13 protein-coding genes are annotated in these 16,835 nt (G+C 50.9%); 1 reads left to right on the forward strand and 12 read right to left on the reverse strand.

Annotation, left to right across the window (positions count from 1 at the left end; translation table 11 throughout):
• Positions 1-4: 4 nt before the first annotated feature.
• From DL94_RS0110080 to DL94_RS0110130, 11 genes are all read right to left on the reverse strand, one after another.
• Entirely contained in the window at positions 5-733 is a 729-nt protein-coding gene (locus DL94_RS0110080; protein ID WP_028130043.1) for a hypothetical protein, read from the reverse strand.
• Between the two features lie 27 nt (positions 734-760).
• On the reverse strand, positions 761-1,693 hold the full coding sequence (locus DL94_RS0110085) for a hypothetical protein (protein WP_028130044.1): 933 nt from the start codon (positions 1,691-1,693) through the stop codon (positions 761-763).
• 83 nt (positions 1,694-1,776) lie between these two features.
• Positions 1,777-4,179, reverse strand: coding sequence for a DNA internalization-related competence protein ComEC/Rec2 (locus DL94_RS0110090; RefSeq protein ID WP_028130045.1), 2,403 nt, complete (start codon positions 4,177-4,179; stop codon positions 1,777-1,779).
• Positions 4,180-4,198: 19 nt separating this feature from the next.
• Entirely contained in the window at positions 4,199-4,756 is a 558-nt protein-coding gene (locus tag DL94_RS0110095; RefSeq protein ID WP_028130046.1) for a helix-hairpin-helix domain-containing protein, read from the reverse strand.
• A 106-nt stretch (positions 4,757-4,862) separates the two neighbouring features.
• Positions 4,863-6,449 (reverse strand): phosphoglycerate dehydrogenase, encoded by a 1,587-nt coding sequence (serA, locus tag DL94_RS0110100; protein WP_028130047.1) that lies wholly within the window; start codon positions 6,447-6,449, stop codon positions 4,863-4,865.
• 817 nt (positions 6,450-7,266) lie between these two features.
• Entirely contained in the window at positions 7,267-8,040 is a 774-nt protein-coding gene (gene trpA / locus DL94_RS0110105) for a tryptophan synthase subunit alpha (RefSeq protein WP_028130048.1), read from the reverse strand.
• A complete protein-coding gene (trpB, locus tag DL94_RS0110110; RefSeq protein WP_028130049.1) occupies positions 8,033-9,223 on the reverse strand; it encodes a tryptophan synthase subunit beta in 1,191 nt (396 codons plus the stop codon). Before trpB ends, trpA begins: the two co-directional genes overlap by 8 nt.
• A gap of 18 nt (positions 9,224-9,241) precedes the next feature.
• Positions 9,242-10,039 (reverse strand): indole-3-glycerol phosphate synthase TrpC, encoded by a 798-nt coding sequence (trpC, locus tag DL94_RS0110115; protein WP_028130050.1) that lies wholly within the window; start codon positions 10,037-10,039, stop codon positions 9,242-9,244.
• Positions 10,036-11,067: an anthranilate phosphoribosyltransferase gene (gene trpD, locus DL94_RS0110120; RefSeq protein ID WP_028130051.1), complete on the reverse strand. Its 1,032-nt coding sequence runs from the start codon at positions 11,065-11,067 to the stop codon at positions 10,036-10,038. The genes trpC and trpD overlap by 4 nt, the downstream gene beginning before the upstream one ends.
• 16 nt (positions 11,068-11,083) lie before the next feature.
• Entirely contained in the window at positions 11,084-11,650 is a 567-nt protein-coding gene (locus tag DL94_RS0110125) for an anthranilate synthase component II (protein WP_028130052.1), read from the reverse strand.
• Complete coding sequence (locus tag DL94_RS0110130; RefSeq protein WP_028130053.1) at positions 11,647-13,143, reverse strand: anthranilate synthase component I family protein; 1,497 nt, start codon at positions 13,141-13,143, stop codon at positions 11,647-11,649. The genes DL94_RS0110125 and DL94_RS0110130 overlap by 4 nt, the downstream gene beginning before the upstream one ends.
• Positions 13,144-13,692: 549 nt before the next feature.
• Here DL94_RS0110130 and serC point away from each other — a divergent pair.
• Positions 13,693-14,784: a 3-phosphoserine/phosphohydroxythreonine transaminase gene (gene serC / locus DL94_RS0110135; RefSeq protein WP_028130054.1), complete on the forward strand. Its 1,092-nt coding sequence runs from the start codon at positions 13,693-13,695 to the stop codon at positions 14,782-14,784.
• Positions 14,785-15,444: 660 nt separating this feature from the next.
• Here serC and amrA read toward each other — a convergent pair.
• Entirely contained in the window at positions 15,445-16,830 is a 1,386-nt protein-coding gene (amrA, locus tag DL94_RS0110140) for an AmmeMemoRadiSam system protein A (protein WP_028130055.1), read from the reverse strand.
• Between the last annotated feature and the right edge of the window lie 5 nt (positions 16,831-16,835).

The following is a 16,835-nucleotide window of genomic DNA, read 5'->3' on the forward strand; positions in this document are numbered from 1 at the left end:
CATCTCACTTCTGAACATTCTTTAAGAAGTCCTTAAAGCTGTTTCTCACGATTTTTTCGAAAATATCCTTGCCATCGCCGGCGTAATCATCGGAGCGGACCTCATTCCGGGAATAGATGCACTTATCCGTAGCAGCGTCATATACATCCAGACGCACCTGCTGGGTAAGCGTCCAGATGGTCTTTTCCGGCACGTATACCGGATACTGCTCAGGAACGCTTTCCTCATGTTTGCGCCCGTCACGGTCATAATACTTATAGGTCACATAACGGGTACGCCATTCCGTATGCGCCGGGATTACCCGGGAAGAATACTCATACTGCAAGTATTTTGTCCTGGCATAGACATTAACCACCTGCGGCAGATTTTTCTTCCACATGGCCTCGGCTGCTGCCGGATTCTGCTGACGTAGTTTGTCAATATCTTTGAATTCCAGCAGGGAAACCTGATTTTCCACACGCTGTAATGGCAGGACTGTTATTTTCTGCTTGTTGACCTGCTCCCAAAAAACACTTTTAAAATTTTTTTCGGCAATGTCTGAGTCCATCTTCACGGCAGACATATCGAAATCATAAACCAGCATTTTTTGTACGCCTTTAAAATTATATCCCGGATCAGCCCATTGCTCAACATGAGCCGCTGCCGTTCCCGTCAGCAAACAGAAGGCACACAGACAAAACAGAATAAGTTTTGAGCAGGAACGCTGCCAAAGAATCTTGCCTGACATAAACATTCAACCATTCCTCCTCTCAACGCTGATTTATTTTTTGACCGGCTGGTCTTTTATCATATCCTGTACAAGGACAGCCTTCTTGGCCTCCTGCGGCATCTCCAGTTTTTTCTCAGCTTTGGGTTCAAGATACATCGTGTATTCCTTCATATCGCTGTAATAAGCGACATAAGCCAGCAGTTCTTCCATATGTTCATCCCATTTGGCTGATTTGTCGTTAAGTGCAGCGCGCGCTGTTTCCCGAACCACGCCCGTCAGGTCAAGGCTCTGGGTAACTGTATGCCATTTTGTTTTATCCACCGTCCAGGTGTACCAAATGTCAGCATTGCGGGTGCCTTCATCAAGCCAGCGCAGGAATTTTCCCTGTTCTTCTTTGTCATCGGCTGTACCCTTATCAGCAGGGTTGGCTTTGCTGTATTCCTTGATGGTGTCTGCCACCTTATTGCTGTCCAGTCTTACAAACATGGTGCGCTGCGTATTGCTTTCCCTGAGCACCTTAACGTCTTTGACCAGGGCAATCTGCTTTTCCAGCTCCTGGCTGCTCGGCGTGGCGACAGCATCAGCCAGTACCGCTGCTATACTGGGGGCATTGAATTTCTCCCACTGTTTGCCTGTCTTATAATAAATCGTCATGTCCTTTTTATTCTGTTCGACATAGAAAGGAATTTTTTCCGTAAGTGTCTCACCCAGCTCATCATTCATCAGAACTTCCAGCGCACCGGACAAGCGGGCTGTATCTTTCTTGGTCTGAGCCAAAAATTCCAGTTTAGCATAACCGACTGGCACATAAAGATTGATGCTTTCACGTATCACATCTCCATTGGTGCCAACCTTAGCAGGCATGGTCACGGCCTCACGAAAAGCCGCCATATCATCCATAGCTGATACCGGCGTCAAATAGGAAAAACCACAAATTGCTGTTCCTAAAAGAACGCGTCCGCCAAGTTTTAACAATTTTTTCATACTTTTTCCTCCCCTTACAAATCTTTTCCCAATAAAAAATTAACTCTATTGGGAATATTTCTACATTAGCTGAGAATTTCCTGCTAAATCCCCTTCTCCGTATACGTTTCCACGCGCATTTTTCTGCCATCAGTACAGAATTTGACAGCTCCCTGCTTATCAGTGCGCAATATTTGTATTCCCCGGGCCTGCAGGCGCGCTAACACAGATTTTTTCGGATGGCCAAACGAGTTATCCGCACCAACACAAATAACGGCAAACTGCGGTGCTGCCGCCTGTAAAAATTCTTCAGAACTGCTGGTATCTGAGCCGTGATGACCGACCTTAAGTACCGTACTGGCTGGATTTATCCCCTCCGCCAGCAGCTGGCTTTCCTTATCCTTGGTAAGGTCGCCGGTGAACAGGAAACTGGCCTGACCATAGGACACGCGGTAGACATTGGAGGCCTCATTACCGGTCTTATTGTCCCCAGCCTGCAGTGGCGGTGCAAACAGCACTTCCACAGTCACGCCGTCAACTGTCATCTTTTCCCCCTGCCGGGCTGTATGAAACTTACGCAATAAGGGTTCATTATCCCCCCAGCCCATACTCCGGGCATAATCAGCCAATCCCTCATCTGCCGTTATGACCTGGTCAACAGGTATCTTTTTCATAATATCCCCGCAGCCAGCAGCATGGTCCTCATGCGCATGGCTTAGGAACACAGCATCAAGGTGCCGCACCCCCAAATGCAGGAGATACGGTACGTCCACCTTAGCCCCCACAGCAAAATTTCTGTCCCTTGTGCCGCCACAGTCAAACATAAACGCCCGGCCATGCGGTGTAATTACCAGTGCGGCATCGCCCTGCCCCACGTCAATAAAATGCACCTGCAATTCTCCCGGCCTTACCATCTGCCAGCTTACAATAAATACCAGTATGGACAGCATGCCTATCCCCAGCTGTTTTTTTCTGGCCTGCAAAAATTTCCGCAGGCATTCACGCTGCTCCCCGGTCAGTAAAAACAAACTCAGCACCGCATAATATAACAGGCTCCAGCCCGCATTCAGCGACGGAATCCATACCGAACTGGCCGGCAGGGCTGCTATTTTCACGGTAAGTTCTGTGACTATCCCCAGCAGCAGGCTGCCACCAGCAAAGAATATGCCACCGGCCAAAGGGAAAACAAAGGCCAGTACACCGGAAAACAAGCCGAGCACAATCAGCAGTTCCACCAACGGCAGCACCACGATATTAGCCACTAGAGATGCCAGCGACAACTGATTAAAATACCAGGCCAGTATCGGCAAAGCAGCCAGCTGGGCCGCCAAAGTAATGGATAGGCCGGCCGCTGCAAACTGCCGGCAGCCATGTTCAAGAAAATATTTTTGCCAGATCGGCGCCAGGTACAACAGTCCGGCCGTGGCCATAAATGACAACTGAAAGCTGATATGAAACAGCAGCAACGGCGAAATCAGCAGCATGGCCAGCCCCGTCAGCAATAGTATCCGCCGGGCGTCGCGTTCCCGGTCCAGGGCCAAAGCTGCAAAAGCCAGGCTGCCCATAATCGCTGAACGGATAACCGGCGGCACCGCCCCGGCCAGTAAACTGTAAATAAAGATAAGCCCTGTCACCAGTAGAGCCGTGACTGCTTTAGGCAGGCGCAGCAGGCCGCCCAAACCTGCCATCACCGCCGCCAGCAGACTGATATGCGACCCGGATACAGACAAAATATGCACCAGACCAACCAGCGTAAATGACTCTACCAAAGCTGGCGATAAGCCATCATAGCCGCCAAACAACATCGCAAAAATAGCCGCTGCCTCAGTCTTGGGCATCACTTTTTCCATCTGCTCCCGATAATGTCGGCGCACAGCTGCCAGCCTGCGGGTAAAGTTACTGCCATCAACATGTTCAACGCCTATCCCCTGCTTGCCTGCAGACAGGGTGGCTGTTATCCCCTGACTTTTTAACAGCATTTGGGTATTTAGCTGCCCAGGATTTTGATAGCCACGCGGAATACGCACCTTCCCGCTGACGCTTATCCTGTCACCTATCTGCACCTCCGGCGCATTTGCCTGACGCGCGTATACGTAAAGGCCGCCGCTGGCCTTTTGCACCTGCTGCCTGTCTATGCTGACCTGCGTTACCGCCAACAGGTAACGCTGTTTTTGCCCGCCTTGTTCGTCCTGCGTCAAACGTGGTTCTTCCTTAAGCACCCCTTCTACCTTCACCGTTTCCCCGGCAAAATAGGAAATGTCACTAACCGGCAATTCGTCGGCTGCAGCAAAACGCAGAATCCCCAACAGAAAAAATGCTGACACTGCTGCCAGCCACGTCCACTTCCGCAGACGCAGGGCACCATAAAACGACATGCCAACAGCTGTCAACAATGGCACCACTATAACACCTGCTGACAGTTCCCAGATTCTGCCGGCGATTATGCCTGTTCCCAAAGCCAGCAGTAAACTGGCCAAAAACACTTCCTGCCGTTGACCGATTTCCATAGCACCACTTCCTGACAAGTCAAATGCAAATCTTGTCCTTCAATTTGGCAAATTTCGTTTCGCCAATCCCCTTTATTTTTTTGATATCCTCAATTGACTGAAACGCCCCTTCCGTTTCCCGATACTCAATAATGCGCTTAGCCATGGCCGGGCCCACTCCCGGCAGCGAATCCAGAGCCTTTTCATCAGCAGTATTGATATTTACCAAGCCTTTATCATCCTTGGTCTGCGACCTGGCCCCCGTCCCGTCCAATTTCCGTTCCGGCACTCTTAATTGCTGGCCGTCTTTAAGCGTTTGTGCCAGATTTACCTTTTCACTGTCTGCGGTAGGCAGCAAGCCCCCACAAGCGTTAACGGCCTCCGCAGCCCTGGCCCCTTCCGGCAGCTGCACCAGCCCCGGCTTATTGACGCCGCCGGTTACATATATTGTTATTTTCCTGTCCGCTGCTGAATCCTGCGCCACCGGCAAAGATTCCACGACCTCAGATTCTGTAGCATACAAACCATAGTACGTCCCTCCCAAAGCTGCTACTACCAGTACGATAAGTATCAACATAGATTTTTTGTACATAGGCACAATACATTCACCTCACTATCATACGAATAATCTAATCTTTACTTCGCGAGCATAAAAAAAAACTCCTGCCCAAAGCAGGAGTTTTTATCATGACTCACTATTTTATTTAAATAGCATAGAAATTAACCAATTTGGCATCGATGATACCATCTATGCCCTTTACGTCCTTCAAAACGCTGGCCGGGATATCATGGTCAATGGTCAGGACCATGAGGTTTGTTCCCTCAACTTCGGTCTTGCCCACCTGCATTCCGGAAATGTTAATGCCATGGACACCCAGGAAGGTACCAATGGTACCGATAACACCGGGCTTGTTGATATGGGGGCACACGAGAATACGGGCCTGCGGATCAACGTCCACACGGAACTTGTTGATACGTACGATACGAGCCTCACTGCCAAAGAGCGTACCCTGTACCGTCAGTGTCTTGCCACCGCCAATATCAGCCTTCACCGTAATGAGGTTGGCAAAGTCTTCGGCCTCTTTCTTCTTGACTTCGGTTACCTTAATGCCACGGCCCTTGGCCAGCCCCGGTGCATTGACGTAGTTTACATCATTCTCCATGATGGGATTCAACAGGCCTTTAATCACCGCCGTGGTCAGCATGCCGGTATTAACTTCCGTAATCTCACCGTTATAAGTAACTTCCACCTTCTTGACTGGGGCCTCAGCCAGAGATGCCACCGTGCCGCCCAGACGTTCAGCCAGCGTCAGGTAAGGTGCGATAACCTTCATTACCTGCGGTGAAACCGGCGCCATATTTACAGCCGTAGCCACAGGTTCACCTTTAAGCGCTGCCAGAATACCTTCGGATACATCCAGGGATACACCTACCTGAGCCTCTACCGTAGAGGCGCCCAGGTGCGGCGTCAGCACAATCCCCGGCACACCCACGAGCGGATGGTCTTTGCCCACCGGCTCGCTGGTGAATACGTCAATAGCCGCGCCGGCTACAATGCCCTGCTTTACAGCCTCCGCCAAATCTTCTTCGACGATAATGCCGCCACGAGCGCAGTTTACAAGGCGCACGCCCTTTTTCATCTTCTTCATCTGTTCCATGGCAATCATGCCCTTGGTGTCAGGCGTCAGTGGCATGTGTACCGTAATGAAATCCGACTTGGTGATAACGTCATCGAGCGTGCCTACCGTCACACCCAAATCCTTGGCACGGTCCTCGTTGATATACGGGTCATAAGCGATGACATTCATATCAAAGGCCATGGCTCTTTTAGCCACACCGGAACCGATACGGCCCATACCAATAACGCCCAAAGTCTTGTTCCGCAGTTCCACGCCCACGTACTGCTTGCGATTCCACTCGCCTTTCTGCATGGTTTCGTTGGCAATGGGGATATTACGGGACATGGCCAGCATCATAGCCATGGTATGTTCGGTAGCGGCGATGGTATTACCGCCGGGAGAATTGATGACGATAATGCCCTTAGCCGTAGCTGCCGGGATATCAATATTGTCCACGCCCACACCGGCACGGCCGATAATCTTAAGTTTTTCTGCCCGGTTGATGACCTCTGCTGTTACTTTAGAGGCAGAACGCACCATCAATGCGTCATACTGGGGAATGATTTCCAGCAGTTCCTCTGCGGAAATCTTGTCCCGTACGTCAACCTCAAATTCCTTCTGTAACATTTCTATGCCCTTGGGCGAAATGCCGTCAGCAGCCAAAACTTTCATATCCATCGCTCCTTATAATCAAAATAACACTCTTACATTATAAATTATCCACTTTGTAGTAGCAAGTGTATTTTACCAAAAAACAAATTTTATTTTAAAGTTTAGCTTTATGCTATTAAATTACTATTTATGTAACAAAACCACAATACCTTCGCCACTGGTATAAATTGCAGGTTGACGGTCAAAGAGTTCTTAAAACTATTTCGTTCATACGTGCATGGGGTTCACGGGGGAGTAATTTTTCTGCCTCCGCTGAACGACACACCTCGGGAAATAATCTTGTCCAGTTACCTGCGCCGGGCAGGCCAACGGCGCTCCTTTCAACGTAGTTGCTTAGCGATTGACTACAGTGTGCCGGCCTTCGCTGCGCTCAGGCAGTCGCTCCCCGCATAAAAATCACTCCCCCGTTCGCCCCCACAAACGGCCTGTACAATTGCCACGAACTCGTTGCTCCCGTAACAAGAACATCGATGTACCTGTTACCTGTCACTGCGAAAGAATCATTTTGAACGGACGTTTCTTAGGGCGGAGGTGGTGATGCTTTTCGCAGTGGAACGACTGTCCGAACGCAGTGAGGACTGGCCCACAAACTATAGTCACTGGATACTATGATGAATAATCGCGCCGCTGGCCTGCCCGGCGCAAGCTAGCTAAAAAGTGCTGTCGTTTGCTAGTGGGACATTTAGTGAAACAGCGAAAAGTATTACCACCTCCACCCGACTGAGCTGTAACAACTAAAAGTAAGCAGGCACTGACCTTCAAACTGCAATTTGCATAAAAAAGCCCGAGGAAACAGCCTGTATCCCTCGGGCTATTTTTACAGCAAATTCCTAGGATGCATGGACTTCACATAAGCTCCCACATACTCCGGTGCCTCTTTCCCGTACTTTTCCAGCAATTTCACAATCGCCGACCCCACAATCACGCCATCGGCAATCTTTGCCATACGCTGGGACTGGTCAGGATTCGCAATTCCAAACCCAATCGCACAGGGCACATCTGTCACCTTGCGGATTTCCTCCACCATCTCCGACAGATTCGTCGTGATTTCCTTGCGCACTCCGGTTACGCCCAGGCTGCTCACCACATAGATAAAACCAGCCGCCTCTTTGGCAATCATGGCAATGCGCTCGTGAGAAGTCGGCGCAATCATCGAAATCAGGTCCACCGCATATTTTTCACTTAACGCCGCAAATTCTTCTTTTTCCTCGAAAGGCAGGTCCGGCAGAATAATCCCATCAATGCCCACTTCCTGACATTTGGCAAAAAAATCCTCACCGCCGTAGGAAAACACCACGTTGGCATAGGTCATAAACACTAAGGGAATCTTCACGTCCTGCCGCAATTCTTTGACCATCTTGAAAATCTTATTGGTATTGATGCCATTTTTTAACGCGCCCAGCGTGGAACGCTGAATTACCGGCCCTTCGGCGGTCGGGTCAGAAAAGGGAATCCCCAGTTCGATAAGGTCAGCCCCATTATCCACAGCCGCTTTTATCGCCGCCTTGCTCGTTTCCATATCGGGAAAACCACAGGTAAAAAATGGTATAAAGGCTTTGCCGTTCTTGAATGCGTTTGCAATATTACTCATGGATATCCTCCCCCCGATAACGGGCAATGGCAGCGCAATCCTTGTCGCCACGGCCTGATACAGTTACAACGATGATTTTGTCCTTGGCCAGCTGCGGTGCCAGTTTCATGGCATGGGCAATGGCATGCGAGGACTCAATGGCCGGAATAATGCCCTCCGTCCGTGAGAGGTATTCAAAAGCCTCCACCGCCTCGTCATCGGTAATGGCCACATACTCTGCCCGGCCGATATCGTGCAGATGGGCATGTTCCGGGCCGACACCTGGATAGTCAAGGCCGGCCGAAATGGAATACACCGGCGCAATCTGGCCATTTTCATCCTGACAGAAATAGGACTTCATCCCGTGGAAAATCCCCACCCGGCCCGTATTGATAGTTGCCGCCGTTTCAAAGGTATCAATGCCCCGGCCTGCAGCCTCACAGCCAATCAGGCGTACGCCCTCATCCTCAATAAAGTGATAGAAACTGCCGATGGCATTGGAACCACCGCCCACACAGGCCAGTACTGCGTCCGGCAGGCGTCCTTCCTTTTCGAGCATCTGGCTTTTAATCTCCTGGGAGATAACCGCCTGAAAATCGCGGACAATCGTCGGGAACGGGTGCGGCCCCATAACCGAACCTAAGCAGTAATGCGTATCGCTGATACGTGTCGTCCACTCGCGCATAGCCTCGGATACGGCATCTTTAAGCGTCGCCGTGCCGGAAGTAACCGCTACCACCTTGGCCCCCAGCAGGCGCATACGATAAACATTGAGCGCCTGACGCTCCGTATCCTCCTTGCCCATAAAGACCACACAGTCCATGCCCATAAGCGCTGCTGCCGTAGCCGTGGCCACACCATGCTGGCCGGCGCCGGTTTCGGCAATCAGACGTGTTTTGCCCATTTTCTTGGCCAAAAGCGCCTGCCCCAGCACATTGTTGATTTTATGCGCACCGGTATGGTTCAAATCCTCACGTTTCAGATAGATTTTGGCCCCGCCTAAATCACGCGTCATTTTCTCCGCATAATATAACCGTGACGGTCTGCCGGCGTAGTCATTTAACAGCTCCGTGAGTTCCTTTTGAAACTGCGGGTCATTTTTATAGTGATTATAAGCTGTTTCCAATTCGATTACTGCATTCATCAGGGTTTCAGGAATATACTGTCCCCCATGAATACCAAATCTTCCCTGTGGATTCGTCATTATACTTGCTCCCTTCTTCTATCGGCTTACCCTGCCTGCGGCAGTGTAGAATTCTCTTAACTTCTTCTGTTTATCTTCGGCACGCATCAGGGATTCTCCTACCAGTACGGCACTGGCTCCCATCGCAACAGCAGCTTTTACATCGTCTGCGTTTTTTATACCGCTTTCAGCCACAAACGCCACTTCCTGTGGAACCAATTCACGCAGATTGGCACTGTTGCGCATATCTACGGAAAAATCTTTCAGGTTGCGGTTATTGACACCAATGATTCTGGCCCCGGCGTTTAATGCCTGCTGCACTTCGGCGCTGTCATGCGCCTCCACCAGGGCTGACAAGCCCAGCATATCACAGATAGCGATGTATTCCTTAATCTGCCCTTCGTCGAGCAGGGAACATATCAACAGTACTGCTGACGCCCCGAGTAGTTTGGCCTCATAAATCATATATTCGTCCACGGTGAAATCCTTGCGCAGGCAGGGAATCTGCACGGCAGCAGCTATTTCCTGCAAATACTTATCACTGCCTAAAAACTCCCGCGGTTCAGTGAGCACGGAAATGGCATCAGCACCAGCCGCCTCATAGTCTTTGGCAATCTGCAGATAAGGAAAATCCGGGGCAATCAGCCCCTTGGACGGTGAGGCCTTTTTACATTCGCAGATAAAGGACAATTCCTTTTGCTGCAGGGCTTTTTCAAAGGCAAACTTACCTTGGGGCAGGGCCAGTGCGGTCTCGCGTATCTGTGCCAGCGGCTGCCCTGTCTTGGCGGCTGCCACCCGTTCCCGGGCGAAACCAGCTAATCTATCGAGTACATTCATGCCACTGCCCCCGCCTCATTGCTGACAGCAATAAACTTTTCCAGTGTTGCCATAGCCTTGCCGGAGTCGATAAGCTCGGCTGCCAGTTCAATCCCGGCTGCCAGCGTAGCCGCTTTGCCGTTGATGTAAAGTGCCGCCCCGGCGTTTAAAAGCACTGCATTGCGTTTATGCCCCTTTTCCCCCTGCAGAATACTGCGCGTAATGGCTGCATTTTCTGCCGGCGTGCCGCCCACTAAATCTTCCTTGATGCAGCGTTCCATACCGAAGTCCTCCGGTTTAATGGTGTAAGCCTTTACCCAGCCATCGCGGATTTCACAGATGGACGTGGGCGCTGACAGGGAGATTTCGTCCAGTTTGTCCTTGCCGTAAACGACCATACCGCGCTCTACCCCCAGACTGCTGAGAACATGCGCCAACGGTGCTACCAGATATTCATCGTAAACACCGAGCAGCTGCCGTGTAGGCGAGCCGGGATTGGTCAGGGGCCCCAGGATATTAAACACCGTCCTGACCCCCAGTTCCTTACGGATAGCCCCGACATATTTCATGGAAGTATGATATTTCTGCGCGAAGAAGAAACACATACCCACTTCCTGCAGGAGTTTCTTGCACATTTCCGGACTCTGCTGAATATTGACGCCCAAAGCCTCCAGACAATCGGCCGTGCCGCATTTGGACGAGGCGGCCCGGTTGCCGTGCTTGGCCACCTTAACGCCGCCGGCTGCGGCTACCAGACTGGCCGTGGTGGAGATGTTAAAACTCTGGCTATGGTCACCGCCCGTGCCGACGATATCACAGATATCAAGGCCCGTGTCCACCTTTGTGGCATGGTCACGCATGGCCGCAGCACAGCCGGCAATTTCTTCCGTGGTTTCTGCCCGTGCACTCTTGGTGGATAGTGCCGCCAAAAACGCCGCGTTCTGCGTCGGCGAAGTCTGGCCGCTCATGATTTCATTCATAACGGCATAGGCCTCGTCATAAGTCAAATCTTCTTTATCAACAATTTTTATAATAGCGTCCTCAATCATCTTCGTCTATCTCCCTTCACTCAGCCAAGAAATTTTGCAATATAGTACGCCCCTGTGGTGTCATAATCGATTCCGGGTGAAACTGCACACCATACAAGGGAAAATCTTTGTGCGCTACCGCCATGACCTCACCATCTGCGGTGCGTGCTGTTACCTCCAGCTCCGCCGGCAGTGTTGTCTGGTCAGCCACCAGTGAATGGTATCTGGCCACCAGCATACCTTCCGGGCAGCCTTTAAACAAAGGACAGTCTGCCTTAAAGGTCACCGCTGACTGCTTGCCATGCATCAATTCTTTGGCGTAGGTGATAACAGCCCCTGACGCTGCACAAATGGCCTGATGGCCCAGACATACACCTAAGGTTGGAATCTCCCGGCCCAGTTCCCGGGCAATTTCCATGAGATTACCAGCATCCTCCGGACGGCCCGGCCCCGGCGACAGGATTATATGACTCGGTGACAGCTGCCTAATCTCAGCCACACTCATTTCATCATTGCGTATCACCCGGATATCCGGCTCTATCTCCCCTACCAGTTGGTAGAGATTATAGGAAAAACTATCATAATTATCTACTAAGAGTATCATAGGTCTATCTCCTCCGCCTGCGTCAGCGCCTGCACAACGGCTTGGGCCTTGTTGATACATTCCCGGTATTCTTTTTGCGGTACGGAATCTGCCACAATCCCGGCTCCGCTGCGGATAAATACCTGCCCATTTTTCTTATAGGCCAGGCGTATGGCAATGCAGGTGTCCATATTGCCGGCAAAATCTATATAGCCGATGGCGCCGCCGTAAATGCCCCGTTTATTAGTCTGGCCGTTAAGGCTGGGCGGATTTTCCAGCTCCCCAATCAGCTGACAGGCCCGAATCTTGGGAGCGCCCGACAAAGTTCCTGCCGGCAGCACCGCACCGATAGCGTCGAGCGCGTCACAGTCTTGACGAATTCTGCCACGAACGGTGGAACCAATGTGCATGACATGGGAAAAGCGTTCAATAGAATGGAGTTTTTCGACCTCCACCGAACCAAACTCACTGATTTTGCCCAAATCATTGCGTCCGAGGTCAACCAGCATATTGTGTTCTGCCAGTTCCTTTTCATCCGCTAGTAATTCCGCCTCCAAGGCCTTATCATCTGCCTCTGTTTTCCCCCGCGGGCGCGTGCCGGCCAAAGGAAAAGTATGCAGCACACCATCTTCCAGCTTAACAAGTGTTTCCGGTGAGGCCCCGGCAACCTCTACATCCAGCCCGGAAAAGTAAAACATATACGGAGAAGGATTTATCGTGCGCAGCACCCGGTAAGTGTTCAGCAGGCTGCCGCTGAACGGAGCAGAAAACCGATTGGACAGGACAATCTGAAAGATATCGCCTTCCCTGATATGTGTCTTGGCTTTGTCCACCATCTGGCAAAATTCATCTTCGCCAAAGAGGGGCTGCACTTCTCCCAGCAAATGCCCCGCCGGCTCCCCGGCCTGCTGGCCGCTGCGCAGCAGCTTTACCAGCCGCGCCAATTCCTGCCCGGCCTTGGTGTATTCTGCCTCCACATCAGTCAGTGGCATGTTGACGATTATAATGATTTTCTGACGTACATTATCAAAGGCAATCACCTTGTCAAACAACATTAAATCTATATCCCGAAAATCATAGGGGTCTGCAGCTGTCAGCGGCCTCCGCACCTTGGGTTCACTGTACCCCACAAAATCATAGGCAAAGTAGCCCATAAGACCGCCGGTAAACGGCGGCAGCCCGGAAATTCTGGGGCTGCGGTATTTTTTGAGCAGCTGCCGGATTTCCCCGGCCGGGTTGCCCGTGTCCCTGACATTTTCCCCGTCACTATACTGGCCATTGTTGCAGGTGATTTCTCTTTGCGGTTCAAAACCCAAAAACGTAAACCTGCCCCATTTATCACTGGCCTGTGCTGACTCCAACAGGAAACAATGGTCAGATACATTTTTTAATATGCGCAGGGCTGCCAAGGGCGTGATGAAATCGGCCAGTATCTCCGTGCTCAGCGGCAATATATCATAATCACCGCTGGCAGCGTAGGCCTTTGCTGTTTCCAGCGTCGGAAAGACTTTCATAAATAACCTCCTTTGTCCTCTCTGTCAAAGGAAGTCCAACAAAAAACGTCCTTGACAGAACATTACATTCTATCAAGGACGAATATGTGTCAAAACATAATCCGCGGTGCCACCTTGGATTCATGACCACCTGGCCATGCACTTAAGGATACAATCATATCCCCGGAAACTTACGCGTTCCTCACGTTGCAGAATACTCTGGCTGACAAGTCAAACCATTTGACTGCACCCTCAACGGTCCATTTGACAATCTGTATCTTGCCTGACTCGCAGCAACGCAGGCTCTCTGGGAAGGCATAACTGTCTTTATCTCCGTCTCATCGGTTTACAATATTAACTTGGAAATTGATGTTAGCTTATCATCTATTGACACTTATGTCAAGGATTTTTTCGCTCTTTTGTAAAATTTATCCGTTTAATATTTTCAAATGTGTTTTTTAGGTAAACAATTAACGTTATTTGCCTTGCTTTTCCTCACATTTAGCGTTAAAATAATACCAGCAAAAACATCTGTAACAACGTAAATTTACAGTTTTTAGGAGGTATTCCATGGAAGCAAATCGTGTATATAACTTCAACCCCGGCCCGGCTACACTGCCTTTGTCGGTGTTAAAAGAGGCTCAGGCTGAATTCTTAAACTTCGGCGACAGCGGTATGTCCATTCTGGAAATCAGCCATCGCGCCAAGCCCTATGCAGCTGTTCATGCGCAGGCCAAAGCCGATATCAAAGAGCTGATGGGCCTCGGTGATGATTACGAAGTTATCTTTTGTCAGGGCGGTGCCAGCCAGCAGTTTGCCATGATTCCCTTGAACTTTGCCAGCAAGGAACATCCCGGCAGCTATGTCCTGTCCGGCAGCTTTGCAACCAAAGCCTATCAGGAGGCGGAACTCCTTGGCGTTGGTGAAATCGCCGCGTCCAGCAAAGACAAGGATTTCAAACACATTCCCACGCAGGATGAACTCAAGATAAATCCGCAGGCTGCTTATGTACATCTGTGCTACAACAATACCATTTACGGCACGGAATACCATTACATTCCTGAAACCAACGGCGTACCGCTCTTTGCCGATATGTCCTCCGATATGTTGTCACGTCCTTTGGACTTCAGCAAATTTGACTTCATCTACGCCGGTGTGCAGAAAAACCTGGGTCCTGCCGGTGTCGTACTCGTCGTAGCCAAGAAATCCCTCCTGGAAAAGAGCCCGGAAACACTGCCGACTATGTTCCGTTACAGTACGTTCTATAAAAAAGATTCCCTCTACAACACACCGCCGGCTTTCTGCATCTACATGGTAGGCAAGGTTGCTGCCTGGATTAAATCCGAAGGTGGTCTTGCTGAAATGGCTAAGCGCAATGAAAAGAAAGCCGCTGTGGTTTACAATGCTATCGACAGCTCCGATGGTTTCTATCGCGGCCATGCCGACAAGGACAGCCGTTCTTTTATGAACGTCACCTTCCGTCTGCCCAGCGAAGAACTCGAGGCAAAATTTGTGGCTGAGGCTCTGCAGGAAGGTCTCAGCGGTGTCAAAGGCCACCGCAGCGTAGGCGGCATGCGTGCCTCCATCTACAACGCCATGCCCTATGAAGGTGCCGAAAAACTGGCCCAGTTCATGGATAAATTCCGTAAGGCTAACGCTTAATTTACACATACCCAAAAGAACCGTTGACATTTTGTCAGCGGTTCTTTTTTTGGTAAATTGCAGTTTGACAGTCAATGAATTCTTAAAAATACCCCGTTCATGCGTGCCTGGGGTTCACGGGGGAGTAATTTTTCTGCCTCCGCTAAACGACACACCTCGTAAAATACTGCTGTCCAGTTACCTGCGCCGGGCAGGCCAACGGCGCTCCTTTCAGCGTAGTTGCTTAGCTGAGCCCAACAGTGTGCCGGCCTTCGCTGCGCTCAGGCAGTCGCTCCCCGCATAAAAATCACTCCCCCGTTCGCCCCCACAAACGGCCTGTACAATTGCCACGAACTCGTTGCTCCCGTAACAAGAACATCGATGTTCCTGTTCCCTGTCACAGCGAAAGAGTCATTTTACACGGACGCCGCTTAGGGCGGAGGTGGTGATGCTTTTCGCAGTGGAACGACTGTCCGAACGCAGTGAGGACTGGCCCACAAACAATAGTCGCTGGACATTGAGCTGAACCATCGCGCCGCTGGCCCGCCCGGCGCAAAGTCGCTAAAAAAACCAGACGTTTGCTGGTGGGACATTTAGTGAAACAGCGAAAAGTATTACCACCTTCACCCGACTGAGCTGTAACAGATAAAATAAAGCAGGCATTAACAGTCAAACTGCGATTTATATGTGCCGCGTCACCGTAAACCTCCACAGCTTAACCGGCTCGTTTGCAGCTATATTTCCTTTCTTCCGCGCAATGCTTACCTGCTGCTCCACCGTATCAACACCGGCTAAATCCGGCAGCAGCAGCCCGCGCCGCTGACCGCATTCCACGATGACACCATACTTTTTCACATCCAGTTCTTGCTCACTCTCAATAGCCTCCGGCTCTGATAATACGTCCACATCATAGACCAAATCTGGCAGTTCCTCCGCAGTCACTGGCCCAAAACGCGGGTCCGCAGTCCCGGCTGATACCGCATTATGCAAAATCTCCAGCGCTAAGTTTTCCCGTACCGGCAAAATCGTCCCAATGCAGCCCCTTAGCTGTCCGTCCTTTTTCAGCGATACAAACGCCCCGGCTTGATTACTGGTTAATTCTGCCGGTAAATCAACCGGCAAAGTCCCCCGTTTGCCTGTCCGTACATAAGTTTCCAGCGAGTACCTCGCCAAAGCTATATACGGGTCCTCATTTGCACGGAGCCTGTCCATTTCCTGCCGGTGCAGTTCAGCTGCCTGTTCGCCGATATTACGCGATTCATCATTTCCCTGCGGCTCAAAGACAGCCACACCATAGCCTACCCCAAAGGGCCCTTCCAGGGACAACAGCCGTGCCTTTACCTGCTGCCTGTCCAATGCTCCGGCCATTATCCAAAAGGAACGCAAACCGCACTCAGCTGCGCTGTCAGCCAGCTCGGCCGGAGTGGTCAACAGTTTTAAAAAGTCGCCCTGGGCAAAACACTCTCCCATACGCTTATCAAACACCGGGCCTGCCGGGTCAAAACCATACGGACCATCAGCCGTTAGTTTATGCGATAAATCACCGCTGGCCACCAGGACTACCTGCCTGTTTAAATCCCTGGCCGCCTGTTTTATCAGTACGCCCAAAGCATAGTGATGGTCACGGGACAGGCCGGACAAACCTATCCGTACAATTTTTCCTTTATAACCAGCCTGCTGTAAAAAGCGCAGGGGAATCATCGTACCATGGTCCAACTCCCCGTCCTGCCTGCCCAAAGTCCCGGCCGGCAGTTTGATGGAGTCAGCCAGGCCTGACAAGTGTTTGACAAAGATGGTATCATAGTCAGCCTGAAGTCTTACTTCACCATGCCCAAAAGCAGCAAAACTCCCCTCAGCCCGTTCCCCGGCTGATATCTGCAGATAGTCAGCATACATTTTGGCATGCGGACTGACAATTACCACCAAATCAGGATTTTTCGCAGCTGCCCAGGCAGCAGTCTCCTGATAAGCAGCAATCGTATCTGCTATCCCCTGCTCCCGGCCCTGTCCTATCTCCGGCAATATTAACGGCGGATGAGGCACCACACAAGCTCCTAATAAAGGCATATTTA

The organism is Selenomonas sp. AE3005 (genome assembly GCF_000686945.1).
Classification (GTDB): Bacteria; Bacillota; Negativicutes; order Selenomonadales; family Selenomonadaceae; genus Selenomonas_A.